This window comes from Bradyrhizobium sp. LVM 105, from assembly GCF_003957705.1.
Taxonomy (GTDB): Bacteria; Pseudomonadota; Alphaproteobacteria; order Rhizobiales; family Xanthobacteraceae; genus Bradyrhizobium; species Bradyrhizobium frederickii.
The window spans coordinates 45,806-70,874 of record NZ_QZMV01000008.1 but is presented as its reverse complement, the minus strand read 5'-3'; the positions used below and the strand labels follow the sequence as shown (position 1 = coordinate 70,874).

Annotated in this window: 28 protein-coding genes and 1 riboswitch; of the genes, 14 read left to right on the top strand and 14 right to left on the bottom strand. The window is 65.6% G+C overall.

The genetic code is table 11. The features are described from left to right. Window positions 1-38 precede the first annotated feature (38 nt). Complete coding sequence (gene uvrB / locus D6B98_RS22400) at window positions 39-3,026, top strand: excinuclease ABC subunit UvrB (RefSeq protein WP_126259086.1); 2,988 nt, start codon at window positions 39-41, stop codon at window positions 3,024-3,026. 74 nt (window positions 3,027-3,100) lie between these two features. Here the strand turns inward: uvrB and D6B98_RS22395 are convergent, their stop codons facing one another. Next, entirely contained in the window at window positions 3,101-3,487 is a 387-nt protein-coding gene (locus D6B98_RS22395) for a hypothetical protein (protein ID WP_126259085.1), read from the bottom strand. A gap of 391 nt (window positions 3,488-3,878) precedes the next feature. Between D6B98_RS22395 and D6B98_RS22390 the strand changes: the two genes are divergently transcribed. The 5 genes from D6B98_RS22390 (at window position 3,879) to D6B98_RS40040 (ending at window position 7,405) form a co-directional block, all read left to right on the top strand. After that, on the top strand, window positions 3,879-4,325 hold the full coding sequence (locus D6B98_RS22390) for a nuclear transport factor 2 family protein (protein WP_126259084.1): 447 nt from the start codon (window positions 3,879-3,881) through the stop codon (window positions 4,323-4,325). 216 nt (window positions 4,326-4,541) lie between these two features. Continuing rightward, entirely contained in the window at window positions 4,542-4,982 is a 441-nt protein-coding gene (locus tag D6B98_RS22385) for a nuclear transport factor 2 family protein (protein WP_126259083.1), read from the top strand. A gap of 264 nt (window positions 4,983-5,246) precedes the next feature. Beyond that, window positions 5,247-6,167 (top strand): hypothetical protein, encoded by a 921-nt coding sequence (locus tag D6B98_RS22380; RefSeq protein ID WP_126259082.1) that lies wholly within the window; start codon window positions 5,247-5,249, stop codon window positions 6,165-6,167. Window positions 6,168-6,494: 327 nt separating this feature from the next. Next, entirely contained in the window at window positions 6,495-6,917 is a 423-nt protein-coding gene (locus D6B98_RS22375) for a hypothetical protein (protein WP_097657569.1), read from the top strand. A 350-nt stretch (window positions 6,918-7,267) separates the two neighbouring features. Further along, the gene (locus D6B98_RS40040) at window positions 7,268-7,405 is read left to right on the top strand and encodes a hypothetical protein (RefSeq protein WP_018648329.1); all 138 of its coding nucleotides are present in this window, start codon (window positions 7,268-7,270) and stop codon (window positions 7,403-7,405) included. Between the two features lie 42 nt (window positions 7,406-7,447). Here the strand turns inward: D6B98_RS40040 and D6B98_RS40035 are convergent, their stop codons facing one another. From D6B98_RS40035 to D6B98_RS22365, 3 genes are all read right to left on the bottom strand, one after another. Next, window positions 7,448-7,594: a hypothetical protein gene (locus tag D6B98_RS40035; RefSeq protein ID WP_164718786.1), complete on the bottom strand. Its 147-nt coding sequence runs from the start codon at window positions 7,592-7,594 to the stop codon at window positions 7,448-7,450. A 334-nt stretch (window positions 7,595-7,928) separates the two neighbouring features. Beyond that, window positions 7,929-8,411 (bottom strand): MaoC family dehydratase, encoded by a 483-nt coding sequence (locus D6B98_RS22370; protein WP_126259081.1) that lies wholly within the window; start codon window positions 8,409-8,411, stop codon window positions 7,929-7,931. Then, a complete protein-coding gene (locus tag D6B98_RS22365; protein ID WP_126259080.1) occupies window positions 8,411-8,863 on the bottom strand; it encodes a MaoC family dehydratase in 453 nt (150 codons plus the stop codon). The genes D6B98_RS22370 and D6B98_RS22365 overlap by 1 nt, the downstream gene beginning before the upstream one ends. A 166-nt stretch (window positions 8,864-9,029) precedes the next feature. On the opposite strand from D6B98_RS22365, the gene D6B98_RS22360 reads away from it, so the two are divergent. Beyond that, window positions 9,030-9,326 carry a DUF4282 domain-containing protein gene (locus D6B98_RS22360; protein ID WP_126259079.1) on the top strand — a complete coding sequence of 99 codons (297 nt, stop codon included), beginning with the start codon at window positions 9,030-9,032 and terminating at the stop codon, window positions 9,324-9,326. A gap of 87 nt (window positions 9,327-9,413) precedes the next feature. On the opposite strand, the gene ychF is transcribed toward D6B98_RS22360, so the two are convergent. The 4 genes from ychF to D6B98_RS22340 form a co-directional block, all read right to left on the bottom strand. Beyond that, window positions 9,414-10,511, bottom strand: coding sequence for a redox-regulated ATPase YchF (gene ychF / locus D6B98_RS22355; protein ID WP_126259078.1), 1,098 nt, complete (start codon window positions 10,509-10,511; stop codon window positions 9,414-9,416). 144 nt (window positions 10,512-10,655) lie between these two features. Further along, window positions 10,656-11,267, bottom strand: a complete 612-nt coding sequence (gene pth, locus D6B98_RS22350; RefSeq protein ID WP_126259077.1) for an aminoacyl-tRNA hydrolase — start codon at window positions 11,265-11,267, stop codon at window positions 10,656-10,658. A 61-nt stretch (window positions 11,268-11,328) separates the two neighbouring features. Then, a complete protein-coding gene (locus D6B98_RS22345) occupies window positions 11,329-12,045 on the bottom strand; it encodes a 50S ribosomal protein L25/general stress protein Ctc (protein WP_126259076.1) in 717 nt (238 codons plus the stop codon). Window positions 12,046-12,375: 330 nt separating this feature from the next. Beyond that, on the bottom strand, window positions 12,376-12,627 hold the full coding sequence (locus D6B98_RS22340) for an accessory factor UbiK family protein (RefSeq protein WP_007596812.1): 252 nt from the start codon (window positions 12,625-12,627) through the stop codon (window positions 12,376-12,378). A gap of 197 nt (window positions 12,628-12,824) precedes the next feature. Here D6B98_RS22340 and lgt point away from each other — a divergent pair, with 197 nt between their 5' ends. From lgt to D6B98_RS22315, 5 genes are all read left to right on the top strand, one after another. Then, window positions 12,825-13,670 carry a prolipoprotein diacylglyceryl transferase gene (lgt, locus tag D6B98_RS22335; RefSeq protein WP_126259075.1) on the top strand — a complete coding sequence of 282 codons (846 nt, stop codon included), beginning with the start codon at window positions 12,825-12,827 and terminating at the stop codon, window positions 13,668-13,670. 21 nt (window positions 13,671-13,691) lie between these two features. Continuing rightward, window positions 13,692-14,807, top strand: a complete 1,116-nt coding sequence (locus D6B98_RS22330; protein WP_126259074.1) for a class I SAM-dependent methyltransferase — start codon at window positions 13,692-13,694, stop codon at window positions 14,805-14,807. After that, window positions 14,807-15,574 carry a peptidoglycan editing factor PgeF gene (gene pgeF, locus D6B98_RS22325; protein WP_126259073.1) on the top strand — a complete coding sequence of 256 codons (768 nt, stop codon included), beginning with the start codon at window positions 14,807-14,809 and terminating at the stop codon, window positions 15,572-15,574. The genes D6B98_RS22330 and pgeF overlap by 1 nt, the downstream gene beginning before the upstream one ends. A 185-nt stretch (window positions 15,575-15,759) precedes the next feature. Further along, window positions 15,760-16,377 (top strand): hypothetical protein, encoded by a 618-nt coding sequence (locus tag D6B98_RS22320; protein WP_126259072.1) that lies wholly within the window; start codon window positions 15,760-15,762, stop codon window positions 16,375-16,377. A 192-nt stretch (window positions 16,378-16,569) separates the two neighbouring features. Continuing rightward, entirely contained in the window at window positions 16,570-17,523 is a 954-nt protein-coding gene (locus D6B98_RS22315) for a ribose-phosphate pyrophosphokinase (protein ID WP_164718785.1), read from the top strand. A 155-nt stretch (window positions 17,524-17,678) separates the two neighbouring features. Here D6B98_RS22315 and D6B98_RS22310 read toward each other — a convergent pair whose 3' ends face one another. Continuing rightward, on the bottom strand, window positions 17,679-18,266 hold the full coding sequence (locus D6B98_RS22310; protein WP_126259070.1) for a 6,7-dimethyl-8-ribityllumazine synthase: 588 nt from the start codon (window positions 18,264-18,266) through the stop codon (window positions 17,679-17,681). A 77-nt stretch (window positions 18,267-18,343) separates the two neighbouring features. Next, a riboswitch (FMN riboswitch) is annotated at window positions 18,344-18,502 on the bottom strand. A gap of 432 nt (window positions 18,503-18,934) precedes the next feature. Here D6B98_RS22310 and D6B98_RS22305 point away from each other — a divergent pair. Together D6B98_RS22305 and proC are read left to right on the top strand one after the other, a co-directional pair. Further along, on the top strand, window positions 18,935-19,435 hold the full coding sequence (locus D6B98_RS22305) for a type III secretion system chaperone family protein (RefSeq protein WP_028134393.1): 501 nt from the start codon (window positions 18,935-18,937) through the stop codon (window positions 19,433-19,435). A gap of 173 nt (window positions 19,436-19,608) precedes the next feature. Next, on the top strand, window positions 19,609-20,433 hold the full coding sequence (gene proC, locus D6B98_RS22300) for a pyrroline-5-carboxylate reductase (RefSeq protein ID WP_126259069.1): 825 nt from the start codon (window positions 19,609-19,611) through the stop codon (window positions 20,431-20,433). A gap of 124 nt (window positions 20,434-20,557) precedes the next feature. On the opposite strand, the gene D6B98_RS22295 is transcribed toward proC, so the two are convergent. The 5 genes from D6B98_RS22295 to D6B98_RS22275 form a co-directional block, all read right to left on the bottom strand. Then, window positions 20,558-20,950 carry a thioesterase family protein gene (locus tag D6B98_RS22295; RefSeq protein ID WP_126259068.1) on the bottom strand — a complete coding sequence of 131 codons (393 nt, stop codon included), beginning with the start codon at window positions 20,948-20,950 and terminating at the stop codon, window positions 20,558-20,560. Between the two features lie 113 nt (window positions 20,951-21,063). Beyond that, complete coding sequence (locus D6B98_RS22290) at window positions 21,064-21,312, bottom strand: tautomerase family protein (RefSeq protein ID WP_257176504.1); 249 nt, start codon at window positions 21,310-21,312, stop codon at window positions 21,064-21,066. Window positions 21,313-21,367: 55 nt separating this feature from the next. Next, complete coding sequence (gene hisS / locus D6B98_RS22285) at window positions 21,368-22,888, bottom strand: histidine--tRNA ligase (RefSeq protein WP_126259067.1); 1,521 nt, start codon at window positions 22,886-22,888, stop codon at window positions 21,368-21,370. Between the two features lie 40 nt (window positions 22,889-22,928). Further along, window positions 22,929-23,453 carry a YegJ family protein gene (locus tag D6B98_RS22280; RefSeq protein WP_126259066.1) on the bottom strand — a complete coding sequence of 175 codons (525 nt, stop codon included), beginning with the start codon at window positions 23,451-23,453 and terminating at the stop codon, window positions 22,929-22,931. Window positions 23,454-23,703: 250 nt separating this feature from the next. Further along, window positions 23,704-24,786 carry a branched-chain amino acid aminotransferase gene (locus D6B98_RS22275; RefSeq protein ID WP_126259065.1) on the bottom strand — a complete coding sequence of 361 codons (1,083 nt, stop codon included), beginning with the start codon at window positions 24,784-24,786 and terminating at the stop codon, window positions 23,704-23,706. Window positions 24,787-25,069: the final 283 nt, after the last annotated feature.

Genomic DNA, 25,069 nt, shown 5'->3' with positions numbered 1-25,069 from the left:
CCCTTTATCGGGAGGCGGACTCGTCCCATATTCGCCTCATGGCGAAGAAACCAGCATCCTCCGAAAAATCCGGCAAATCCCCCAAGACCAAGGCCCCGAATTCCAAGGCGCCAAATTCCAAAGCTCACCGGCCTGACGTGCAGCCGATCGGGCCGGCGCTGGCCGAATTGCTCAATCCCGCGATCAACCGCGGCGACGCCGGGCTGGGATCGGGCACCGGCCTGCAGCCGCCGCCGGACAATTCGCGCGACCGGCGATCCGGGGGCGAGGCCGCCGCGCATCGGGCGCGGGCTTCGACGCCGAAGGAATTCCCGCAGGATAATGCGCGTCCGATGCCGCTGCGGCCCGACCCGCAGCCTCCGGGCGCCCGTCAATCCGGTGAGCTTGCCGGACTGGAGGAGGCGCCGCAGGCCAACTACGGAACCGCAGCCACGATCCCGACGCTCGATCCGGAACTGGCGCGGCAGCTCGGGCTTCCCACCGAGGAGGACGATGCCGAGGCGCTGGCGCGGCCGCCGCGCAGCAAGATGGAAGCGCTCGGCGTCAAGGCGACCGCCGATGCCCTGGAATCGCTGATCCGCGAGGGCCGGCCGGAGTTCCGCAAGGACGACGGCTCCACCAAGGTGTGGACCCCGCACCGGCCGCCGCGCCCGGAAAAGTCCGAAGGCGGCGTGCGCTTCGAGATCAAGTCCTCCTACGAGCCGCGCGGCGACCAGCCGACCGCGATCGCCGAGCTGGTCGAGGGCATCAATCGCAACGACCGCACCCAGGTGCTGCTCGGCGTCACCGGCTCGGGCAAGACCTACACCATGGCGCAGGTCATCGAGAAGACGCAGCGCCCGGCGCTGATCCTGGCACCGAACAAGACGCTCGCCGCCCAGCTCTACGGCGAGTTCAAGAACTTCTTCCCGGACAATGCGGTCGAGTATTTCGTCTCGTATTACGATTACTACCAGCCGGAAGCCTACGTCCCGCGCACCGATACCTATATCGAGAAGGATTCCTCGATCAACGAGCAGATCGACCGCATGCGCCACTCGGCGACGCGCGCGCTGCTCGAACGCGACGACGTCATCATCGTCGCCTCGGTGTCCTGCATCTACGGTATCGGCTCGGTCGAGACCTACACCGCGATGACCTTCGCCCTGAAGAAGGGCGAGCGCATCGACCAGCGCCAGCTCATCGCCGACCTCGTCGCATTGCAGTACAAGCGCACCCAGGCCGATTTTACCCGCGGCACGTTTCGCGTGCGCGGCGACGTGATCGACATCTTCCCGGCGCACTATGAAGACCGCGCCTGGCGCGTGAACCTGTTCGGCGACACCATCGAGACCATCGAGGAGTTCGATCCGCTCACCGGCCACAAGCAGGACGAGCTCGAATTCATCAAGATGTACGCCAACTCGCATTATGTGACGCCGCGCCCGACGCTGGTGCAGGCGATCAAGTCGATCAAATCAGAGCTGAAGCAGCGGCTCGACCAGCTTCATAATCAGGGCCGCCTGCTGGAGGCGCAGCGGCTGGAGCAGCGCACCACCTTCGACCTCGAGATGATGGAGGCGACGGGAAGCTGCGCCGGCATCGAGAACTATTCGCGCTACCTCACCGGGCGCCGCCCCGGCGAGCCGCCGCCGACGCTGTTCGAATACGTGCCCGACAACGCGCTGATCTTCGCCGACGAGAGCCACGTCACCATCCCGCAGATCGGCGCCATGTTCCGCGGCGACTTCCGCCGCAAGGCGACGCTGGCCGAATACGGCTTCCGTCTGCCCTCCTGCATGGACAACCGCCCGCTCCGCTTCGAGGAATGGGACATGATGCGACCGCAGACCATCGCGGTGTCGGCGACGCCGAGCGGCTGGGAGCTGAACGAGAGCGGCGGCGTGTTCGTCGAGCAGGTCATTCGTCCGACCGGACTGATCGATCCACCGGTCGACATTCGTCCGGCCCGCACCCAGGTCGACGATCTCGTCGGCGAGGTGCGCGCGACCGCGCAGGCCGGCTATCGCTCGCTGATCACGGTGCTGACCAAGCGCATGGCGGAAGACCTCACCGAATATCTGCACGAGCAGGGCATCCGCGTCCGCTACATGCACAGCGACATCGACACCATCGAGCGCATCGAGATCATCCGCGATTTGCGCCTCGGCGCCTTCGACGCGCTGGTCGGCATCAACCTGCTGCGCGAGGGCCTCGACATCCCCGAATGCGCTTTGGTCGCGATCCTCGACGCCGACAAGGAAGGTTTTCTGCGCAGCGAGACCTCGCTGATCCAGACCATCGGCCGCGCCGCGCGCAACGTCGACGGCAAGGTGATCCTCTACGCCGACCAGATGACCGGCTCGATGGAGCGCGCCATCGCCGAGACCAACCGCCGCCGCGAGAAGCAGGTCGAGTACAACAACGCCAACGGCATCACGCCGGAGAGCGTCAAGAAGCAGATCGGCGACATCCTCAACTCCGTCTACGAGCGCGACCACGTGCTGGTCGAGGTCGGCGGCCACGACATGACCGACGACGTCATCTCGATCGGCCACAATTTCGAAGCCGTGCTCGCGGACCTGGAAACCCGCATGCGCGAGGCCGCCGCCGATCTGAACTTCGAGGAAGCCGCCCGCCTGCGCGACGAGGTCAAGCGCCTGCGCGCCACCGAGCTCGCCGTGGTCGACGATCCCACCGCCAAGCAGCGCACCGTCGCCGGCAAGGCCGGCGCCTATGCCGGAGCTAAGAAGTACGGCGATGCGGCGAACTTGCCGGTCAGCGCGATGAAGAAGAAAACGGTCGGCTCCGCGTTGAAGGCGAGCGGCGGCAGCGGCTCGAAGGTGCACAAGCCGCATCTCGACGAGATGCACGGTCCGGAGTCGCTGCCCTACCGCGAGAAGCCGAGCCTGCCGGCAAAGCCGTTCGGCAGCACCAGCCGGATCATCCAGCCTACGGATTCGCGGCAGTCGGGCCCGGAGTTCGGGCCCGCGCCGAAGTCGACCGGCGGGATGCCGGGACGGCGGGGCGGGTGGAAGAAGAGGTAAGCCTAGAGGCAACACCGTTCGTGGTTATGGATTCCGGGCTCGCTTTGCAGCGCCCCGGAATGACGGCGGAGACCTCACCCCACGCTCGCCGTCACCACCGCCATCACCGACAGCAGCAGCACGATGGTGACGAGCTGGAGCGAGGCGACCGGCTGGGTGCGCCAGGCCGTGATCTTGTCGGACAGCGACAGATGGGCCTCGAAGAATTTCGACTCGTAGACGGTCTTGAACAGGTGCGGGAAGCTTGGGCCGAACGTCACGGCCAGCGGCGCGTGGGCGAGCGAGGCGATGGCGACGAAGATGGCGACGCCGGGATCGCCGACGAGGTCGTGGTTGCCGCAGAGCTTGAGCAGGAAGACGGCCAGGGCGAAGGTCGGGAAGCTCTGCAGGATCGCGGTCAGCGCGAGGCCTTCGAGCGCGTTGTGCAGGCGGGACTTTCGGACTCTGGCGATGGCGGCCATGGCACGTCTCCCTGATGACATGGGATGACGGTACCCCTGCCGGCCTTGAGGTGATGTGAGGCGGGTCACGCCCCATAGCCGGCCTGTCGCGCGATGGATTCCGGGCTCGCCGCGGCGCGGCGCGGCGCCCCGGAATGACAGACTACAACTCGCGGTTCCGGGCGGCTGCGTGGAGCCGAGTTGCGCATTGCGCCCTGGGCCGTGGCGCGCCACGAAGCTGATCTGGCACGAATTCGTGCAGCCACCCCATCGCTCAACTTTTAATTGCATGTCATGAACCTGGCATTGCGCTTGGGCGTCATACCGTCTGCAACGTCCCTGTGGTTTTGCGGATTGCCGGTGCGCGGGACTACGCGCTAGCGTTGCACGACGGCCAGAGAGGACGGGCGGAATGACGATCGAGAAGCTCAATCGCCAACGCGTGCTGCATCTGCTCGACGCCTTTGCGCGTGGCGATATCGAAGCCGCGCTGTCCTGCTGCACAGACGACGTCGACTTCCTCACCCATGCGCCGATCGACGTGCTGCCGCATATGGGGCCCCGCCACGGCAAGGCCGAATTGCGCGATCTGTGGCAGACCGTCTGGTCGCGCTATTCCGAAGTTCGCTACAAGGCGCCGCACATTGTCGCCGAGGGCGAGGCGGTCGCGACCTACATGCAGGCCTATTTCAGGAAGCGCAGCAACGACCGCATCGTGCAGTTCGACATGGCCGTGTTCTATACCTTCCGCGGCGGGCTGGTGGCTGAGATCCGCGAGATCATCGATTCCTACGATCTGGTGCAGCAGGTGCTGGAGCGCGAGATCGGGCCGTTGATCACGGGCGTGCAGGTGGATTGATCGCTTCTCGCCTCGAACCCGGATCCGAACCCGGAATATTACGGGGTTCTATTGTAAATCTCACAAAGCCCGTTCAATGGTGCATTGCGAAAACGTGAATTGCGTTTTGGCCGAAGTCCGCTACTTTATTCGCATACAAATGAGTTGATCCCCCGGCGCCTGACTGCGCGTGGGGTTGTTTTCCGTTTTCGCAAGCCAGCTTCAGGACTGCCCAGAATGACAGAGCACAGCCTCTGGCGTTTCTCGCGCGCGTTGCACCGCGCGATCAACGACCGGCATTTCGGGGATATCGAGGCCCTGATCGACGAGGACGTCGAATGGGCGCTCTACGGCCCGATCGACATGTTTCCGTTCCTCGGCGCGCGCCAGGGCAAGGACGCCGTGCTCGACGTCATCCGTCAGCTCGCCGACAATTTCCAGGTCCGCCGCTTCGACCGCGAGAGCATCATGCTCGGCGTCGATTCCGCCGCTTCGATGGTGCGCTACTCGCTCACGGCCCTGGATTCCAACAAGCCGATCAGCCTGCGGGTCGCGCAGTTCGCCCAGTTCAGGGCAGGCAAGCTCGTCAGCATGCGCGTCCTGATCGACACGTTCGATCTGGTCGAGCAGGCACTCGGCCGCTCCATTCATCTGCCGAAGATGACCAGCGCCGGCTGACGGAGACACCAACGGGCCCCGCTGTTCGGGACCGACGACGATGCCGGCTGCGACGTCCTGGCTTCCAGCCCCGCCGGATGCCGTCGCGCCAGAAGCTCGTCGTCGGGCGCGCGCCGCGCGCGCGGCCCGTTGGTTCGCCGCTTGAATCCACCGCCACAATTTCGCAACGATGGATCAGCATTTTCGCGCGCAATGGCGCATGGTCTTTGCTGACGGCCGATATATGTTATCGGACAGCATGCGTTGGGGCTCGCGGGCAGGACGATGGAATTCTCGACAGGGTTTGGCTGGACCAGGCTGCCGATGCTGGCGGCCACATTCATTTTGGGCTCGGTTCTGACGGTCTCGGCGCAGATCATCCCGCCCTTCTCCCCCGCAGCGGCCGCGCCCGACGACGAGGCCGAAACCGAGACGGCAGAGCCGGTCGACGTCAATGATCCCGACGTGCTCAAAGGCATCGACGTCGACAAGCTCGATTGGAGCCAGCTCGCGGTCGACGCCGGCACCGGCATCGATCCCATGGCCGCCAAGAAACGCGCCCAGGCCGCCGCCAGGGACGGGCTGGACTGGTCGTCCAATGCCAACGCGAACGGCTCCGCGGCGGTGACGGTGAAGCAGTCCGTGTCCTCGTTCTGGGACACACGGATCGGCGCCGACATGACGGTGACGAGCGAGCCGCGGACGATGTCCGAGCTGCTGGCGCAGAAGGCCACCAACGGCGGCAACCTGCCGCAATCCTCCGGCAGCGCCTGGGCGACGGCAACCGCGCCCGGCGCCGGCGCGATCTGGGACAAGACCGCGGTGGAAGCCCGCGTCGATCCCGGCACCGAGCAGAGCAAGATCGGGGCCTCGCTGACCAAATCGGTGCCGCTGTCGAGCGACACCTCGCTGACGCTCCAGAACGGCTACAGCGTCAACCAGCAGGGCACCAGCGCCGTGCCCGGCATCGGCGGCCACATCACCCGCAATTACGAAACCGACCAGTCCGCCAAGGTCACCCTCAGCGACACCGGCACCAGCATCACCGCCGGCCAGACGCTGTCGACCACCGACGACAAATGGCTGCGCAAGGTCGGCGCCGAGCAGAAGCTGTTCGACAACGTCACCGTCTCCGGCTCGGTCGGCGAGACCTCGCAAGGCGCGATCAACAAGAGCGTGACGGCCGGGTTCAAGAAGAGCTGGTAGTCCCACGCTCCACCTTCTCCCCTCATCCTGAGGGCGCTCCGAAGGAGCGCGTCTCGAAGGATCGAGGCCCCTCTGCCACAGCCGGGCCTGCATGGTTCGAGACGCGCGCGAGAGCGCGCTCCTCACCATGAGGGGATAGGGTTGTCGTCCCCGCAACGGCGTTCACACTCTCCTAACCATGCGCCACGGCAAAACCCCCGAATGGTCCGCCCTTGCCGCATCTTGGCCCATTTGCGGCCAAAATCGGACGCCCTGATAGGGAAGCCTCACAGACGTCGTCGTGCGGGGGACACTCGCGCTGCGCTCAACGCGAACAGGGGAACAACGATGAACGCCATGCGTCCGGAAAAGATCGAAGCCACCGAGACCGAGACGGTCGACACCAACCTCGCCGCCGTGACGGAGGTCGAGGCCGGCATCCGTGACTTCGTGCGCAACGATATTGCCTATCTGCGCCGCCCGGCGTCGACCACCACCGACGCGCCCCCGCTCGATCCGAGCGCGGAAGCCACCGTCAACAACGTCAACTCGCTGATCCAGCGCGTCGCCGGCACTTCGCTCGCCGAGATCGAGAACCTGATCTCCGAGCTCGAGAGCCTGCGCGACCTGCTCCATGCCGAAGGCCAGCGCGTCCAGCGCGAGATCTCCGGCTATGCCCAGCTCAGCCAGGCCGCGATGAAGTCGACCCGCATGATCGCCGACAACGTCGCGCAGTGGAAGCGCGCCGCCGACGGCCTGCGCAACAGCTGATCGCAAAGCACCGCATCACCGGCCGCCGCGTTCCCGCAAGGGAGCGCGGCGGTTTCGATTCCGGGAGGGTGCGATAGGCCACACTGCCTCTCCAACAAAGGTGTCATCACCCGCGAAAGCGGGTGATCCAGTATTCCAGAGACGGCGGTGATCGAGCCGAGAGGCCTCGGCGTACTGGATGCCCCGGTCAAGCCGGGGCATGAGAGCGGAGGGTGTGGCCACGACGACAGCGCTGCGGTGCATGCGCGTTCACATGGTCAGCGCCGCGCGTCCATTTGAACCCGCCGCCCGTCCCCGGCGACCAATGCCAGGCGCCCGTGCCGCCGTGGCCGGGCCTGGGGATATTTCAGATGGAAAGCATTCGGCCCGACACCACGGACCCGATACCGTTGCGGCCCGCGCCGAACCAATTCGGCACGATCATGCTGCGCTTTGTCGGGCTGCTGGCGGTTGCGATCGCCGTCCTGGCGTTCGTCTATAGCCGCTGAGGTGCGGCGGCCGGATGCCGGCCGCGAGAAATGAACGAAGTGTTACCGGCTCGCGTCGGCGGCCGAGATTTCCAGGGTGTAGGCGCCATCGGCATAGCCCTTCACCACCATGCCGGCAACCAGCATCACGGCGAGCGTCGCGGTCGCGAAGATAAATCCAACAAACTTGAGTGCGCCGCGATCTGCCATGGTCCTCGTCCCCTGTCTCTGCCAATTGGTTTCAAATAGACAGCGACAGGTTCATAATTAGTTAGCAACTCACTGGTTCCGCAGAAACGCTTCGCGATAACCATGTTGCGCAGGCTTATGGCAGCCGTCCCGAATCGCGTCCATAGCGCGCGGGCAACACTCGCTCGGTTTCTCCTCTCCCTCTCCCCGTTCTTACGGGGAGAGGGTTGGGGTGAGGGGCCTCTCTCAGCGTACGGGACGAGACTGTCCCCCTCACCCGAATTCGATCTGCGATCGAATTCGACCTCTCCCCGCAAGCGGGGAGAGGTGAAGAAACCAGCTCGATCTATCCCGTCTAACCGCTGTTCGCACGCCTCGGCACGAAGGCTGAAGCGGTGATGGAATAGACGTCTTCGCCGCGCTGGTTGGTGCCGGTGGTGCGGGCGGTCAGGATGCCCCAGCCGGGGCGCGAGGCCGAGATGCGCTTGTCGGTGACGACGTTGACGTACGCGACGGTATCGCCGGCGAGCACCGGCCTGATCCAGCGCAGGTCGCGAAAGCCCGGCGACGGGCCCCACACCGCGACCTCCTCGCCGCGCGAAGCGGCCTCGCGCGCCAGACGCTGGCCGTCGGCGACAAGCAGGCTCATGCAGGCCGAGCCGACATGCCAGCCCGACGCGGCGAGCCCGCCGAACAGCGAGTTCTTGCCCTCCTCCTCGTCGAGATGAAAACGCTGCGGATCGAACTTGGCGGCGAATGTCTTGATGGCCTCAGCCGTGAACGTATAGGTGCCGATCTCGCGGCGCTGGCCGATCTCGATGTCGTCGAAGAACCGCATCAGGCCGCTCCCTCGCGCCGCTTGATCAGGATCGGCGACGTCATTTCGGCGAGCGCCTCACCCTTGGCGTTGCGCGCGGTGCATTTGAACTTGACGATGCCGAGCTCGGGCCGGCTCTTCGAGCTGCGCGCCTCCATCACATCGACGTCGAGCGTGAGGTCGTCGCCGGGCCGCAGCGGCGAGAGCCAACGCACCTCGTCGACGCCGGGCGATCCCAGCGATGCGGCGCGGGTGATGAAGCCGTCGGCCATCATCCGCATCATCAGCGAGCAGAGGTGCCAGCCCGAGCCGGACAGGCCACGCAGCATGCTTTTGCTGGCAGCCTCCTCGTCCAGGTGCATCGGCTGTGGATCGAACTCGGCGGCAAAGGCCAAAATCTCGTCGCGGGTGACGTGGCGCGGGCCGAACGTGCCGAACCGGCCGGGCGGGAAATCTTCGAAGGTCAGGGTCATCTTGGGAAAGCTTCGCGGGAATGACAGATTGTGGCCGCACTTTGCGGCAATCTCAACCCGCCGGCCCGCATGGCTCGTGCTACATACCGGGTGGCGGCGTTGATCTGAGTCGGATCGACCGAGGACCGGGATCCATTTACCAAGGCCCAATGCCCTGGGGAGAGCAATGTTTTCATTCAGCGACCTGTTTCAGTGGGACCGCTTCATCACGCCTACGATCATCAAGACCTTCTATTGGCTGGTGATCGCGCTGATCTGCCTGTTCGGTCTCTCCGGCATCTTCTCCGGCCTCGCCGCGATGGCGATCAGCCCGTTCGGCGGCTTCCTGGTGCTGCTGTCGTCGATCGCGAGCGTCGTCGTCGGAATCGTCTTCTCGCGCATCCTCGCGGAGCTGATCCTGATCGTCTTCCGCATCAACGAACATCTCGGCGCAATCCGCGACCAGGGCGGCGGGATGCGGTAGCGCCGTCATTCCGGGGCGCGCGAAGCGCGAACCCGGAATCTCGAGATTCCGGGTCTGGTCGTTCGGACCATCCCGGAATGACAAGTCTTACGTATTAAACCTGAAATGCATCACGTCGCCGTCGGCGACGACGTATTCCTTGCCTTCGAGGCGGAGCTTGCCGGCATCGCGCGCGCCGGCTTCGCCGCCCAGCGCGACGTAGTCCTCATACGCAATCGTCTCGGCGCGAATAAAACCCTTCTCGAAATCGGTGTGGATCACGCCGGCCGCCGCGGGCGCCTTGGTGCCGCGATGGATGGTCCAGGCGCGGGCTTCCTTCGGGCCGACGGTGAAATAGGTGATGAGGTCGAGCAGCTTGTAGCCGGCGCGGATCAGGCGATCGAGGCCGGCTTCGTCCAGGCCCAGCGTCTCCAGGAAGTCGGCGCGCTCTTCACGCGAGATGGTGGCGATCTCGGATTCGATTTTTGCCGAGATGACGACGGCGACAGCGCCCTCCTTGGCGGCCTGCTCCTCCACGGCCTTGGAGAACGCATTGCCGGTCGCGGCCGAGCCTTCCTCGACGTTGCAGACATAGAGCACGGGCTTGGAGGACAGCAGGCCGAGCATGGAGAAGGCACGCTCCTCCTCCGCCTTGCGCTCGACGAGGCGCGCGGGCTTGCCCTCGCGCAGCAGCACCAGGGTGCGGTTGACGAGGTCGAGCTGCTCCTTGGCGTCCTTGTCGTTGCCCTTGGCCTTCTTGGTGAGGTTGTCGACGCGCTTCTCGAGGCTGTCGAGATCGGCGAGCATCAGCTCGGTCTCGATGGTCTCGATGTCGGCGAGCGGGGCGATCTTGCCCTCGACATGGGTGATGTCGGAATCTTCAAAGCAGCGCACCACATGCGCGATGGCATCGACCTCGCGGATGTTGGCGAGGAACTGATTGCCGAGGCCTTCGCCCTTGGAGGCGCCGCGGACGAGGCCCGCGATGTCGACGAAGGTCAGCCGGGTCGGGATGATCTGGCCGGACTTGGCGATGGCGGCGAGCTTCTCCAGCCGCGGATCCGGCACGGCGACCTCGCCGACATTCGGCTCGATGGTGCAGAACGGATAGTTCGCGGCCTGCGCCGCGGCCGTCTCGGTCAGCGCATTGAACAAGGTCGACTTGCCGACATTGGGCAATCCGACGATCCCGCATTTGAATCCCATGGCCTCTTCCAGTCTTCGCGCCGCGAGCGCGTGCGTTCGTTGAAGTCGTCATGCCCGGCCTTGTGCCGGGCATCCACGTCCTTCGCTCCGCGGAGAAAGAAAGGCGTGGATGGCCGGGTCAAGCCCGGCCATGACGGAGAGAGATCAGTTCGATTTCTCGCCGTTCTCGTCCTTGGTCAAAAATCCCTTCGCCTGCATGGCGAGATGCACCCTGTTGGCGAAGGTCGCGTCCGTGCCCTTGGCCACCAGGCCTGCGTGCTCGGCCACCGCCTCGCACAGCGTCGCCACCCAGTCGTTGTCGGCCTTGGCGAAGTCCGACAGCACGTGGGCGTGCACCAGTTCCTTGACGCCGGGATGACCGATGCCGAGGCGCACGCGGCGATAGTCGTTGCCGATATGCGCCGAGATCGACCGCAGGCCGTTGTGTCCGGCGATGCCGCCGCCGATCTTCACCCGCACCTTGCCCGGCGGCAGTTCGAGTTCATCATGAAAGACCGTGACGTCGCCGGGCGCGATCTTGAAGAAGCTCGCCGCCTCCTGAACGCTGCGGCCGGATTCGTTCATGTAGGTCGTCGGCTTGAGCAGGATCACGCGCTCAGGTCCGAGCGTGCCTTCCGAAGTCTCGCCCTGAAACCTGCGGCGCCAGGGCGCAAAACCATGACGCCGCGCGATCTCGTCGACGGCCATGAAGCCGATATTGTGCCGGTTACGTGCGTATTTCGCGCCGGGATTGCCGAGCCCAACAAAGAGTCGCATGACGCGGCGCGCCCCTCAGCTGGCGCGCGATCAGGGATCCCGCGCCAGCTCTTTCGAGAGATTACTTCTTCTTGTCGCCGCCGGCGGGAGCCTTGGCAGCCGCGGCAGGCGCAGCAGCGCCCGCAGCCGGAGCCGCAGCGCCAGCGGCCGGAGCTGCCGCAGCAGCGCCAGGAGCTGCAGCCGCAGCCGCGGCCTTCTGCTCTTCGGCGTAGCCGGACGGCGGCACGATGGTGACGAGGGTCGCGTCCTCGCGGGTCAGCGCCTTCACGCCGGCCGGCAGCTTGACGTCGGACAGATGCAGCGAGTGACCGATTTCGAGCGAGCCGACATCGGCCTCGATGTACTGCGGAATGCTCTCGACGCCGCATTCGAGCTCGATCGCGTGAGCGACGATGTTGACAGTGCCGCCGCGCTTCACGCCCGGGGAGGTTTCAGCCTTCACGACGTGCAAGGGCACGCTGATGCGGATGGTGGCGCCTTCGCCGAGCCGCATGAAGTCGACATGGATCGGGAAGTCCTTGACCGGATCGAGGTGATAGTCGCGCGGAATCACGCGGTGCTTCTTGCCCTCGAGATCGATGTCCACCAGCGTGGTCAGGAACCGGCCGGCGAGGATGCGCTGGCGCAGTTCGCGATCTTCGATCGAGATCGTCACCGGGGGCTGGTTGTTGCCATAGATCACTCCGGGCACGCGCCCGGCGCGACGCTCAGCCCGGGCGGCCCCCTTGCCGCTCTTCGGACGTGCGGTCGCCTTCAATTCCTTGACGGTCGTCGCCATGTCGTTAAGTCCTTGTTTTTGCAAAAGTTAATGGGCCGCAGCGCGGCCCATGGCATAGCTCGCAGCAAGCCTCCAGGGGTGCGGGGGCTACGAACTTGGCGGGCTTTTAGCTGGAAGATGCGGAAATGACAAGGAGAATGGGCTGGGGGGAGCGGGTTCTTACCCTCCCCTGGAGGGGGAGGGTCGGCTCACATTGAGCGCAGCGAAATGTGAGACGGGGTGGGGTGATCTCTCCCCACGAGGCACTGTTCAACGCGGAGAGACCGTCACCCCACCCCGCTCGCGCTACGCGCGATCGACCCTCCCCCTCCAGGGGAGGGTAAGAGTACCCTACCCGCCGAGCTTGGCCTCCAGCGCCGCGATGCGCGCTTTCAGCGCTTCGTTCTCCTCGCGCGCCAGGCGCGCCATGTCCTTGACCGCCTCGAACTCCTCGCGCTTGACCAGATCCATGTCGCGCAGGAATTTTTCCGCCTGGGTCCGCATCACCGTATCGAACTCGCGTTTGACGCCCTGGGCGGCCCCGGCGGCGTCGTTCATCAGGCGGCCGATCTCGTCGAAAAACCGGTTGTTGGTCTGGGTCATGGCGGGCCTCCGATAAACTTGCGCGAACTCTCCGAAACACAATGGCAATCCGAGGGGAGCGGTTCAAGGGCCGCGGGGTGGTATCCTTGTCATGCCCCGGTGTCCTTGCAATCGTACTCGACGTCCCTGCATAAGAATAATCACAGGGCGTCTGCGGGCGCCGACCGCCGCGATTTCGCTTGGACATAGAAGGCGCGATGCAGCTTCTTCTGATCGACTTCCCCGCCTTCAAGCCGATCGCGCTCGAGATCGGTCCGTTCGCGATCCGCTGGTATGCGCTGGCCTATATCTGCGGCATCGTGTTCGGCTGGCTCTATGCGCGCTCGCTGCTGAAGAACGACCGGCTGTGGGGCGGCCCGGCGCCGATCTCGCTGCTCCAGGTCGACGACTTCATCCTGTGGGTGACGCTCGGCATCATCCTCGGCGGCCGCACCGGCTACGTGCTGTTCTACAACCTGCCCTTCTTCGTCGATCATCCCGCCGCGATCTTCAGGCTATGGGAGGGCGGCATGTCGTTCCACGGCGGCTTCCTCGGCTGCGTCGTCGCGGTGATGGGGTTTGCCTATCGCAACGGCATCTCGATCCTGTCGCTCGGCGACATCACCACCGCCGTCGCCCCGGTCGGGCTGCTGCTCGGGCGGATCGCCAACTTCATCAACGGCGAATTGTGGGGGCGCGCCACCGACGCGAGCCTGCCCTGGGCGATCATCTTCCCCAACGATCCGACGCAGCTGCCGCGCCATCCGAGCCAGCTCTACCAGGCCGGCATGGAAGGCATCCTGCTGTTCACCGTGCTTGCGATCATGATCCGCTCCGGTGCCTTGAAGCGGCCCGGCATGATCCTCGGCGCCTTCATCCTGATCTATGGCCTCACACGCATCGCCGGCGAGCATTTCCGCGAACCGGACGCACAGCTTGGTTTCCTCTGGGGCGGATTAACCATGGGCATGCTGCTGTCGATCCCGATGCTTATCGTCGGCCTCGTACTTATTGTATTGGCAGTCAGGCGCGGTGCGCCGCAGCCCGTTGAGGCCATTCGTTAATTCATTTCGAGAAAGTACGCCGTGACCGACCAGCCGCTACTCGACGAGATCAAGGCGCTGATCAAATCCTCAGGCCCCATGCCGGTCTGGCGCTACATGGAACTGTGCCTGATGCATCCGCGCTATGGCTATTACGTCTCGCGCGATCCGCTCGGGCGTGAGGGCGATTTCACCACCGCGCCCGAGGTCAGCCAGATGTTCGGCGAGCTTCTCGGCCTGTGGACCGCCTCGGTGTGGAAGCAGATGGGCTCGCCGCAATTCTTGCGGCTGATCGAGCTCGGACCGGGCCGCGGCACCATGATGGCGGACGCCCTGCGAGCACTCCGCGTGCTGCCGCCGCTCTACCAGGCGCTCCATGTCCACATGGTCGAGGTCAATCCGGTCCTGCGCGAGCGGCAGGGCGCGACGCTGTCCGCCGTGCGCAACATCTCCTGGCACGACAGCATCGACGACGTGCCGGACGGGCCGAGCATCATCCTCGCCAATGAATATTTCGACGTGCTGCCGATCCACCAGATGGTCCGCCTCGAGAACGGCTGGCACGAGCGCGTGATCGAGCTCGACGGCAACGGCAGGCTTCAGTTCGGCGCGGCGCCGGAGCCGACCCCGCGCTTCGAGGTGCTGCTGCCGCCCCTGGTGCGCGCCGCGCCGGTCGGCGCCGTGTTCGAATGGCGGCCCGATGGCGAGATCATGAAGCTCGCCACCCGCGTGCGCGACCAGGACGGCGCGGCCCTGATCATCGACTACGGCCACTTGCGCAGCGATGCCGGCGACACGTTCCAGGCGATTGCCCGCCACACCTTCGCCGATCCCCTGAAGGCGCCGGGCCAGGCCGACGTCACCGCCCATGTCGACTTCCAGGCGCTGGCGCGCGCGGCCGAGGATGTCGGCGCGCGCGTGCACGGGCCGGTGGCGCAAGGCGACTTCCTCAAGCGCATCGGCATCGATACCAGGGCCGCCGCTTTGATGCAGAAGGCCACGCCGGAAGTGGCCACCGACATTTCGATCGCGCTCAAGCGGCTGACGGACACCGGGCGCGGCGGCATGGGCTCGATGTTCAAGGTGCTCGGCATCTCCGAGCCGCGGCTGACGGGCATTGCCGGCCTCAGCGATCTCGAACAGGCCGGAGGCAATTGATGACGCTTACCTCCTCCCTGCTGGCAGCGGTGCCCGGCCTGCGCCACGCCTTCTTCACGCGTGAAGGCGGCGTCTCCGGCGGCATCTATTCCGCGCTGAACGGCGGGCTCGGCTCCAACGACGATCAGGGCCTCGTTGCGGAAAACCGCCGCCGCATGGCCGAGCATGTCGGTGTCGCCGCGGACCGTTTTCTCAGCCTGCACCAGATCCACTCGCCCGACGTGCTGGTTGCCGAGACACCATGGCCGAGCGGGCCGCGGCCGAAGGGCGATGCGCTGGTGACGAAAACGCCCGGCATTGCGCTCGGCGTCTCCACCGCCGATTGCGGACCGGTGCTGTTCGTCGATCCCCATGCACGCGTGATCGGCGGCGCACATGCCGGCTGGAAAGGCGCGCTCACCGGCGTGCTGGAGGCGACGATTTCGGCGATGGAGGATCTCGGCGCCAGCCGCGGCGGCATCATCGCCGCGATCGGGCCGCTGATCCGCCAGGACAGCTACGAGGTCGGCAACGAGTTCGTGGCGCGCTTCATCGAGGCCGATGCGGACAATGCAATGTTCTTCATCCCGTCGGTGCGCGAGGGACATGCGATGTTCGATCTCGCCGGCTTCATCCGCCAGCGGCTCGAGGCCGCCGGCATCCTGATGATCGACGATCTCGGTCTCGACACCTATGCCGACGAGCGCTTCTTCAGCTATCGCCGCTCGGTGCATCGCAAGGAGCCGGATTACGGCCGCCACGTCCACGCGATTGCGCTCGAAGCGTGAACACAAGGGCAACATCCCGTCATTCCGGGGCGCGCGAAGCGAGAACCCGGAATCCATCGTGCAGCAATATACGGGGAGAAATGGAGTCCGGGCTCGCGCCAGGTGGCGCGCCCCGGAATGACGGCAGCTTGTGTCGCCGCCGCCCTAGACCTTAACCGATTTTAACGATATCGCTGCCCTCCATAATGAGGGACGCGTCATTCATCCTGGGCCGCGCGGGTTCGCGCGTGCTGGCGGTCATGCTGCTGGCGGCTGCGACCGCGCTTGGCGGCTGCGCCGGCGGTGGTGGCAGCGCCGCCAATTCCTATGCGATGGCGCCGAGCACCGGCTCGGGCGCGACGGTCGCCTTCGAATCGATCGACGGCCCGCCGCCGCAGGTGTTCGACCGCATGGTCGGCGTGCTCGACAGCGAATCCAAGCTGCGCAGCCTGTCCGTGGTCTCCCGCGAGGGCTCGGCCGCCTACCGCGTGCGCAGCTACCTCTCCGCCCAGATCGTCCGCGGCAAGACCGTGATCGCCTGGGTCTGGGACGTCTACGACGCCAACCAGCAGCGCGCGCTGCGCCTGTCCGGCGAGGAACCGACCTCGGCCAAGGCCGGTCGCGACGCGTGGGCGGCTGCCGACGATCTGGTGCTGCGGAAGATCGCCCAGGCCGGATTCGGCGGACTTTCCAACATGATCAACGGCACGCCGGATGCGCCGAGCACGGCTCCGGGCCTGCGGGGTCCGGCGGTGGCGAGCGTCGCTCCGGTCCCGCCCGCGCCGGAGATGCCGGCCTCGGCGCTCGGCTATGCCGAGCAATAACCCCCGCTAAACCACGGCCTCAAGTTGCGGCCAAACCGTTGGCCCGACTCAGGATTTTCGAAGGGAAAACGTAGCCTTCCGGGTTGCCATTGCAGCCTCCCGCCTGATATTTCCTCGCCCGTCGTAACCGTGCTTCCAGTGGGATCTGAGATGTTGAACGTCGTATCCAGCAAAGCGCGGGAGGAAGCGTCTATGTCGGCCAAAAACGGCTCCATCAAGCTCGTCGCCGGCAACTCCAATCCGGCCCTCGCGCAGGCGATCGCGCAAGGCCTCGACCTGCCGCTGACCAAGGCGGTGGTGCGGCGCTTCGCCGACATGGAGATCTTCGTCGAGATTCAGGAGAACGTCCGCGGCTCGGATGCCTTCGTCATCCAGTCGACCTCGTTTCCCGCGAACGACCATCTGATGGAGCTCCTGATCATCACCGACGCGCTGCGCCGCTCCTCGGCGCGCCGCATCACCGCGGTGCTGCCCTATTTCGGCTATGCCCGGCAGGACCGCAAATCGGGCTCGCGCACGCCGATCTCGGCCAAGCTCGTCGCCAATCTGATCACGCAGGCCGGTGTCGACCGCGTCATGACCCTCGACCTGCATGCCGGCCAGATCCAGGGCTTCTTCGACATTCCGACCGACAATCTCTACGCCGCGCCGCTGATGGTGCGCGACATCAAGGACAAGTTCGACCTCTCCAAGGTGATGGTGATCTCGCCCGACGTCGGCGGCGTGGCCCGCGCGCGCGGCCTTGCCAAGCGCATCAACACCCCGCTCGCGATCGTCGACAAGCGCCGCGAGCGCCCGGGTGAATCCGAGGTCATGAACGTGATCGGTGACGTCGCCGGCTACACCTGTATCCTCGTCGACGACATCGTCGATTCCGGCGGCACGCTGGTGAATGCGGCCGACGCGCTGATCGCCAAGGGCGCCAAGGACGTCTACGCCTACATCACCCATGGCGTGCTCTCCGGCGGCGCGGCCGCCCGCATCTCCGGCTCCAAGCTGAAGGAGCTGGTAATCACCGACTCGATCCTGCCGACGGAGGCAGTGACCAAGGCGCCGAACATCCGCACGCTGCCGATCGGCAGCCTGATCTCGGACGCGATCGCGCGCACGGCGGCCGAAGAGTCGGTGTCGAGCCTGTTCGACTGATTTTTCTTTTGCTGGTCTCGTAGGGTGGGCAAAGGCGCGACGCGCCGTGCCCACCTTTTTTCTTTTGCGAGAGAAGGTGGGCACGCTTGCGCTTTGCCCACCCTACGACTGATCTTCTTCGCCTCTCCCCGCTTGCGGGGAGAGGGAGAGACATCCTACCCCACGATGCCCGCCGCGACCTGGCCGCGCAGACGTTCCAGGCCGAGCAGGGTCTCCGCACAGGCGGCGGCGACCTCGACACCCTTGATGGCAAAGTGCCTACGGAAGAAATCGTAGTGCACCTCGGTCTCGTGGAATTGCTGTGGCGTCAGCACCGCTGAGAACACCGGCACCTCGGTGCGGAGCTGCACGTCCATCAAGGCCTTGATCACGGTGTCGGCGACGAATTCGTGGCGATAGATGCCGCCATCGACGACGAGGCCGGCGGCGACGATCGCGGTGTAACGACGCGTCTTGGCGAGAACCTGCGCATGCAGCGGGATCTCGAACGAGCCCGGCACCTCGAACACGTCGACATGCGTGAGGTGCCGCGCCGCGGCCTCCCTCATGAAGGCGATACGGGCCTCCGCGACCACGTCGCGGTGCCAGCAGGCCTGCACGAAGGCCACCCGCTGCGGTTTGGCGAAGCGTGGATGCTCGGTCGCGGGTCCTTGCGGAACCGGCGGTTGATGGATTTCAGTTTCGGCTTGAAGAGTTTCGGCTTGGGGAGCTTCGAATTGGGGATCTTGCAGCATCTGATTCATGGCTTTCCTCGGTTTAAGGACCAGAATCAGGGCACACGGAACGACAAACAGCCGCACCTCGCGATGCGTCTGCCACCGACCGTTCTCTTTCATCCGGACTTTAACCGTCGGCTTCGGAGTTGCACCGAATCTGCTGACCCTTCCCTTCGGGATACCCCTTAGGCAAGGCGCTCGCGGGCTTGGGCCTTTCGGCCCTTACCGCCGGTGGGGACTTTCACCCCGCCCTGAGAACATCGGCCGCTCGGGATGAACGGCCTGGGCGGAAATATGCCGCCGGCGCGCCGGCGCGGCAAGCGTGTTCCGCATGGGCAAATCGCATGGTCCCATGCCGGCGCGGCGGCCCGGGCCTCGCGGGACGGAATTAACGATTGGCGCCCTCCGCCGAATCCGATTCCGGTTTGTTCTCCTCCATCGGGATCCGGGACTTCCGACGTTAAGAATTGTGGCGGAGATGAGCTGTGGACGAACGAGTCCTGGCTTGTGGACGGACTCGGGACCCGGTTGCGCAGATTCCGCAAATCACATCACTTGATCCGCGACAGGCCCGCGCTGATCCGAGGGGATCGCAACAGTGACCCCGAGGGGATCGCAACAGCGACGTTGAGGGAGCGTGCTGGGCCGACCGCGTGCGTATCAAAGACAACAAGAAGGCAAGAGGTCGAGACGGCATGTCCCTGCTCGAAGGCACTATCGATTCCAGAAGCCATCCGCTCGCGGTGGTCGAGGATATCGCTGCCAGCAACAACTGGCCGTTCGAACGCTCCGGCGAAGACGAACTCACGATTGTCTCAAAGGGACAATGGACCGACTACCAGCTCTCCTTCACCTGGATGGGCGAGATCGAGGCGCTGCATCTGGCCTGCGCCTTCGACATGAAGATTCCGCTCGCGCGCCGCGGCGAGGTGCAGCGGCTCGTCGCTGCCGTCAACGAGCAGCTGTGGGTCGGTCATTTCGATTTGTGGACCAACACCGGCATGGTGATGCACCGCCAGGCCCTGGTGCTGCCGGGCGGGCTGACCGCCTCGACCGCGCAATGCGAGGCCATGCTCGCCGGCGCTATCCACGCCTGCGAGCGCTATTTCCCGGCGTTCCAGTTCGTGGTGTGGGCGGGCAAGACCACGACCGAGGCCATGGACGCAGCGATGTTCGATACGGTCGGAGAGGCGTAGGGGATCGCCTCTCTCCAGCGTCGTCCCGGACGAGCGAAGCGAAGATCCGGGACCCATACCGCGTGATGCCCGTTGTGGCACAACGCTTGTTGCCACCATCTTCATCTACTAGAACCGCCTGTGGTTATGGATCCCCGCATTCGCGGGGACGACACCGAGTGTGTGGCACAGCAATGGCGAACAACCCCCTCCAAGACATCACCGGCACCATCCTGCTCGCCGGCGCCGGCAAGATGGGCGGCGCGATGCTGACCGGATGGCTCTCGGGCGGGCTCGACCCGCGCCGCGTCGCCGTGATCGATCCGCATCTCTCGCCCGAGATCACCGCGCTCGCCGCAAGGGGTGTCGCGCTCAATCCCGACGCGACGACGCTCGGCCCCGTCGAGACATTGGTCGTTGCGGTGAAGCCGCAGATGTTCCGCGAGGCCGGCGCACGATTGAAAGCGTTCGTCTCGGACCGGACCTCGGTGGTCTCGATCATGGCGGGAACCACGATCGCCTCGCTCCAGGAGGTCTGCGGCGGCGCCGTCGTGCGCGCGATGCCGAACACGCCGGCCGCGATCGGCCGCGGCATCACCGTAGCCGTCGCGGCCAACAACGTCAGCACCACGCAGCGCGCGGTGGCCGACGCGCTGCTGCGCGCCACCGGCTCGGTCGAATGGGTCGAGGACGAAGGCCTGATGGACGCGGTGACCGCCGTCTCCGGCTCAGGGCCAGCCTATGTGTTCCTGCTCGCCGAGGAGCTGGCACGCGCCGGCGTCGAGGCCGGCCTGCCCGAAGCGCTCGCGACGAAGCTTGCGCGCGAGACCGTCGCCGGATCCGGCGAGCTGCTGCACCGGTCGGAGCTGCCCTCGAGCACGCTGCGCCAGAACGTCACCTCGCCCGGCGGCACCACCGCCGCAGCGCTCGGCGTCCTGATGGGCGAGCCCGGCCTGCGCGATCTCATGATCCGCGCCATTGCCGCCGCGACCAAGCGATCGAAGGAATTGGCGAAGTAAACAGGTGCCGTACCTTCGTAGGGTGGGTTAGCCGTCGGCTGCGCGAAGCGCAGTCCGAAGGCGTAACCCACCATGTTTCAGCGATCGTCAAACGAGTTGGTGGATTACGCTTCGCTAATCCACCCTACTTACCCAGCCGCTTGTTGAACGTCTCGACATTCACAAGCCCGCGCGCGTGGCGGCCCTCGCCGAGCTTGCGCGTGCCCTCGAAAGCTTCGACCTCGAAGCGGATGACGCGGCGCTCGACCGCGATCACCCTTGCGGTGGTCCGCACCGTCGCGCCGACGAGCGCGGCGGCGAGATGGCGGATATCGACCTCGGTGCCGACAGTGACCCAGCCCGGCTGCAGCGCGGCGCGGATCGCATCGCCCGAAGTCATCTCCATCTCCAGGATCATCATCGGCGTCGCATAAACAAAAGGCATGCCGGGCACGAAATGCCCGACCGTGCGCTCGGCCGGCACCACCAGCGTGCGCTCGGCGCTCATGCCGATCGTGATGAAGTCGCGTGCGTCCATGGTGCTCGCTCGTCATTCCGGGGCGGCGCGTAGCGCCGAACCCGGAATCCAGAAGTTTGCTGCACGAGATTCCGGGTTCGCGCTTCGCGCGCCCCCGGAATGACGCTAACGCGTCACTTCTTCGCTGCCGCCGCGCGTTCCACGAAGGTCTTGCCGCCCTTCATCTTGTGGCGGAGCGGGGCTTCGTTGATCTGGATGACGACGGCATCGGCATCGACGCCGAGATTCTTCACCAGCGCCTGCGTGATGTCGCGCATCATGCCGGCCTTCTGCTCGTCGGTGCGGCCTTCGGCCATGCTGATGGTGATCTCAGGCATTGTTCTCTCCCTTGCGGCCGGACGCCGGCCATTGACGGTCGCCATCAAACAAGACGTGGATGGCCGCGACAAGCCCGGGCATGACGGCCTCTCGGAATGGCTAGCCCCACTTTACGTCATGGCGGGCCAGGACCTCGCGCACTTTCGCGACGAGATCGGCTTCGCTGCACGAGAACTGCGCCGGCCGGCTCTCGCGCCATTCCTGGTTGGACGCGATCGCGGCGGCCGCCTTGGCGCCTTCGATCAGATCCTTGATCTGCACTTCGCCGCGCGCCTTCTCGTCGGAGCCCTGGATGATCACGCACGGTGAGTTGCGGCGATCGGCATATTTGAGCTGGTTGCCCATGTTCTTGGGGTTGCCGAGATAGAGCTCTGCACGGATGCCGGCGGTGCGCAAGCTTGCCACCATCTTCTGGTAGTCGGCGACGCGGTCGCGGTCGAACACGGTGACGACGACGGGACCGAAGTCCGGCTTGGTGTCGAGCTTGCCGAGCAGCGTCAGCGCGGCCTGCAAGCGCGACACGCCGATCGAGAAACCGGTCGCCGGCACCGGCTCGCCGCGGAAGCGCGAGACGAGGCCGTCATAGCGCCCGCCGCCGCCGACCGAGCCGAAGCGCACCGGGCGGCCCTTCTCGTCCTTGGTCTCGAGCAGCAGTTCGACCTCGTAGACCGGGCCGGTGTAATATTCGAGACCGCGCACGACGGAGGGATCGATCTTGATGCGGTCGGCACCGTAACCCGACGCCGTAACCAGCTTGGCAATCTCCTCCAGTTCGCTCACGCCGGCCTGACCGACCGGGCTCTTGGCGAGGTAGGTTTCTGCGGCGGCAACGGCCTCTTTCCAATCCTCGCGCGGCTTGGTGATGGCGAGAACGACGTCGGCTTCGGCTTCGCTCAGATTGGCGCCCTTGGTGAAGTCGCCCTTGCTTTCTTCGCCGCCGTCCCAGCGTCCGGGACCGAGCAGCTTGCGCACTTCGTCGGAGGAAAACTTGTCGAGCTTGTCGATCGCACGCAGCACCGTCAGCCGGCGCGCCGCGTTCTCGTCACCCGCGAGCCCAATGGCTTCCAGCACGCCGTCGAGCACCTTTCGGTTGTTCACCTTCACCACATACTGGCCGCGCGCAATGCCGAGCGCCTCCATCGTGTCCGCAGCCATCATGCAGATCTCGGCGTCCGCCGCCGGCGTCGCCGAGCCGACCGTGTCGGCATCGAACTGCATGAACTGGCGGAAGCGGCCGGGGCCGGGCTTCTCGTTGCGGAAGACATAGCCGACGCGGTAGCTGCGGTAGGGCAGGACCAAAGCGTCGGTGCCGTAGCGCTCGCCGACATAGCGCGCGAGCGGCGCGGTCAAATCGTAGCGCAGGCTGATCCACTGCTCGTCGTCGTCCTGGAACGAGAACACGCCCTCGTTCGGACGGTCCTGGTCGGGCAGGAACTTGCCGAGCGCGTCGGTGTATTCCATCGCCGGCGTCTCCACCGGCTCGAAGCCGTAGAGCTCGTAGACGGCGCGGATCTTCTCGACCATCTCGCGCGTCGCCCGGATCGCGGCGGGATCGCGATCCTCGAGCCCGCGCGGCAGACGCGCCTTCAGCTTCTGGGGTTTTTTGGGTTTCTCGGCCATGCGCGGCGTTTACCAGCCGGGGCGCAAGGCGGCAACTGCCCTACGGCTGCTCCATCCGCGCCCGCAGCGCATCCGCGTCCGCCTTCGGCAGCGACTTCAGCGTCGGCTTGATGGTTTCGCCGCCGACGATCTTGCCGTTGCGCATGAACATCCAGTCCGAGATGTCGGCTTCTGCGAACGAAACTTTATCGCCGGCGTGCTTGCCCGGCAGGTCGCGGGGCTGGTTGGCAAACAGGCCGGCAAAGGTCCCGTCGGGCTGCTTCTTCACCTCACCGATCCAGATGTGCTCGCCGCCCTTGCGGGTCGAAAAACGCACCTTCAAGGCGTGTCCGGTCTCGGACGGCTTCTGCGCCTCATAGGAGGCCCAGAAGGTCGGCAGCGTGCCGCGGGCCCGCGCGATCGCCGCATTCATCTCGGGATCGCTGGTGCGCACGTCGACGATCGGCGAGCGGTCTTGCGCGACGACCTCGTGCGTCGGGCCGACGGTCAGGATGCCGAAGACGGAGACGGCGGTGATTGCGGTGAGAACGACCCATTTCATGGGTTGGGAGAGTCTAGTTGCCATGATCGCGATGCCCAGGATGCCTTGATGTGTCCTGGCTTTGTCGCGAGATCGTGGCGGGGCGTTCAGTGCACGAAAAGCCACAAACGATGCGCGTTTCCCCCTCTCCCCTTGTGGGAGAGGGTGGCTCGCCGCCTTGGCGGCGAGACGGGTGAGGGGTTCTTTCCGCGACCGCGGATTTAACGATGCGGACAGAGACCCCTCATCCGGCGCTTCGCGCCACCTTCTCCCCAAGGGGAGAAGGAAGAAGCACTCAAAACACCTTGCGGATCCAGTTGTGCGGATCGTTGGTGCGGCCGTACTGGATGTCGACGAGCTGCTTGCGCAGGCCCATGGCGACGGGGCCGGCGGCGCCGCCCGAAATCTCGAAATCGCCGCTGACCGAACGCACCTTGCCGATCGGTGAGATCACGGCGGCGGTGCCGCAGGCAAAGGCTTCCTTCAACCTGCCGCTGGCCGCATCCTTGCGCCACTGGTCGAGCGAGTACGGCTCCTCGCGCACGGTCTTGCCGGCATCGCGGGCGAGCGTGATGATGGAATCGCGGGTGATGCCGGGCAGGATGGTGCCGAGCGGCGGCGTCGAGAGCGAGCCGTCGTCGAACACGAAGAAGACGTTCATGCCGCCGAGCTCCTCGATGTAGCGACGCTCGATCGCATCCAGGAAGACGACCTGATCGCAGCCGTGCTGGATGGCTTCGGCCTGGGCGCGCAGGCTCGCGGCGTAATTGCCGCCGCATTTGACGGCTCCGGTGCCGCCGACGGCGGCGCGCGTATAGTTCTCCGACACCCAGATCGAGACCGGCGCGGGTCCGCCCTTGAAATAGGAGCCGACCGGGGAGGCAATGACCGAGAAGATGTACTCCGACGACGGCTTGACGCCGAGGAAGGTCTCGCTCGCGATCATGAAAGGACGCAGGTAGAGGCTACCCTCGCCGCCCGGCATCCAGGCGCGGTCGATGCGCACGACCTGCTCGACCGCCTCGATGAAGACGTCCTCCGGCAGCTGCGCCATCGCCATGCGGTCGGCGGAGTCCCTGAAACGCCGCGCATTGGCGTCGGGCCGGAACAGATTCACGCCGCCATCGTCGCGCTTGTAGGCCTTCAGACCCTCGAAGATCTCCTGCGCGTAATGCAGAACGGCCCCGGCCGGATCCATCTGGAAGTTGGCGCGGGCCTCGATCTTCGCCTCGTACCAGCCGCCCTTGGCCTGGTTGTAGCGGACGATCGCCATGTGATCGGTGAAGATCCGCCCGAAGCCGGGGTCCACCAGCTTGGCCACGCGGTCCTTCTCGGGGGTCGGATTGGTTGCGGGCTGGATGTCGAATGTCATGCTCATGTCCTTGGCTCCCGCTGCCGGTAACGGCGCTGTTCTGGCGCCCGCCGGCCCCGTTTGGGGGCCGGCCGGCTTGATTGGTTTCTGGCCGGACCGTCGCCAGCCTTGTTACGGCCGGTTTCCCGTGGCCAGCATGTCGCTGAGGACATGCTTTTGCGGGAGGCGGAAGTCCAGTATGTTTTGCCGAAATGCCGCTCGACAATCGCACGGTAGATCTGATCCGGCCGTCGTCGCCTGTCCGGCTCTTTCCGCCGTCCTGCTTCGATGCCGCCCGCCACGAAACGAT

Bases quoted from the DNA above. Each gene is read 5' to 3' on its own strand.
- ychF (WP_126259078.1), bottom strand. From the start codon at position 10,511: ATGGGATTCAAATGCGGGATCGTCGGATTGCCCAATGTCGGCAAGTCG.
- D6B98_RS22295 (WP_126259068.1), bottom strand. From the start codon at position 20,950: ATGGACGCACGCGACTTCATCACGATCGGCATGAGCGCCGAGCGCACG.
- D6B98_RS22370 (WP_126259081.1), bottom strand. From the start codon at position 8,411: ATGCGGTTCTTCGACGACATCGAGATCGGCCAGCGCCGCGAGATCGGC.
- D6B98_RS22365 (WP_126259080.1), bottom strand. From the start codon at position 8,863: ATGACCCTGACCTTCGAAGATTTCCCGCCCGGCCGGTTCGGCACGTTC.
- proC (WP_126259069.1), top strand. From the start codon at position 19,609: ATGGCGAACAACCCCCTCCAAGACATCACCGGCACCATCCTGCTCGCC.
- D6B98_RS22305 (WP_028134393.1), top strand. From the start codon at position 18,935: ATGTCCCTGCTCGAAGGCACTATCGATTCCAGAAGCCATCCGCTCGCG.
- D6B98_RS40035 (WP_164718786.1), bottom strand. From the start codon at position 7,594: ATGGCAGATCGCGGCGCACTCAAGTTTGTTGGATTTATCTTCGCGACC.
- D6B98_RS22390 (WP_126259084.1), top strand. From the start codon at position 3,879: ATGACGATCGAGAAGCTCAATCGCCAACGCGTGCTGCATCTGCTCGAC.
- uvrB (WP_126259086.1), top strand. From the start codon at position 39: ATGGCGAAGAAACCAGCATCCTCCGAAAAATCCGGCAAATCCCCCAAG.
- pgeF (WP_126259073.1), top strand. From the start codon at position 14,807: ATGACGCTTACCTCCTCCCTGCTGGCAGCGGTGCCCGGCCTGCGCCAC.
- D6B98_RS22340 (WP_007596812.1), bottom strand. From the start codon at position 12,627: ATGACCCAGACCAACAACCGGTTTTTCGACGAGATCGGCCGCCTGATG.
- D6B98_RS22375 (WP_097657569.1), top strand. From the start codon at position 6,495: ATGAACGCCATGCGTCCGGAAAAGATCGAAGCCACCGAGACCGAGACG.
- lgt (WP_126259075.1), top strand. From the start codon at position 12,825: ATGCAGCTTCTTCTGATCGACTTCCCCGCCTTCAAGCCGATCGCGCTC.
- D6B98_RS22310 (WP_126259070.1), bottom strand. From the start codon at position 18,266: ATGAATCAGATGCTGCAAGATCCCCAATTCGAAGCTCCCCAAGCCGAA.
- D6B98_RS22280 (WP_126259066.1), bottom strand. From the start codon at position 23,453: ATGGCAACTAGACTCTCCCAACCCATGAAATGGGTCGTTCTCACCGCA.
- pth (WP_126259077.1), bottom strand. From the start codon at position 11,267: ATGCGACTCTTTGTTGGGCTCGGCAATCCCGGCGCGAAATACGCACGT.
- D6B98_RS22290 (WP_257176504.1), bottom strand. From the start codon at position 21,312: ATGGCGACCGTCAATGGCCGGCGTCCGGCCGCAAGGGAGAGAACAATG.
- D6B98_RS22275 (WP_126259065.1), bottom strand. From the start codon at position 24,786: ATGAGCATGACATTCGACATCCAGCCCGCAACCAATCCGACCCCCGAG.
- D6B98_RS22360 (WP_126259079.1), top strand. From the start codon at position 9,030: ATGTTTTCATTCAGCGACCTGTTTCAGTGGGACCGCTTCATCACGCCT.
- hisS (WP_126259067.1), bottom strand. From the start codon at position 22,888: ATGGCCGAGAAACCCAAAAAACCCCAGAAGCTGAAGGCGCGTCTGCCG.
- D6B98_RS22395 (WP_126259085.1), bottom strand. From the start codon at position 3,487: ATGGCCGCCATCGCCAGAGTCCGAAAGTCCCGCCTGCACAACGCGCTC.
- D6B98_RS22385 (WP_126259083.1), top strand. From the start codon at position 4,542: ATGACAGAGCACAGCCTCTGGCGTTTCTCGCGCGCGTTGCACCGCGCG.
- D6B98_RS22315 (WP_164718785.1), top strand. From the start codon at position 16,570: ATGTCGGCCAAAAACGGCTCCATCAAGCTCGTCGCCGGCAACTCCAAT.
- D6B98_RS40040 (WP_018648329.1), top strand. From the start codon at position 7,268: ATGGAAAGCATTCGGCCCGACACCACGGACCCGATACCGTTGCGGCCC.
- D6B98_RS22320 (WP_126259072.1), top strand. From the start codon at position 15,760: ATGAGGGACGCGTCATTCATCCTGGGCCGCGCGGGTTCGCGCGTGCTG.
- D6B98_RS22380 (WP_126259082.1), top strand. From the start codon at position 5,247: ATGGAATTCTCGACAGGGTTTGGCTGGACCAGGCTGCCGATGCTGGCG.
- D6B98_RS22345 (WP_126259076.1), bottom strand. From the start codon at position 12,045: ATGGCGACGACCGTCAAGGAATTGAAGGCGACCGCACGTCCGAAGAGC.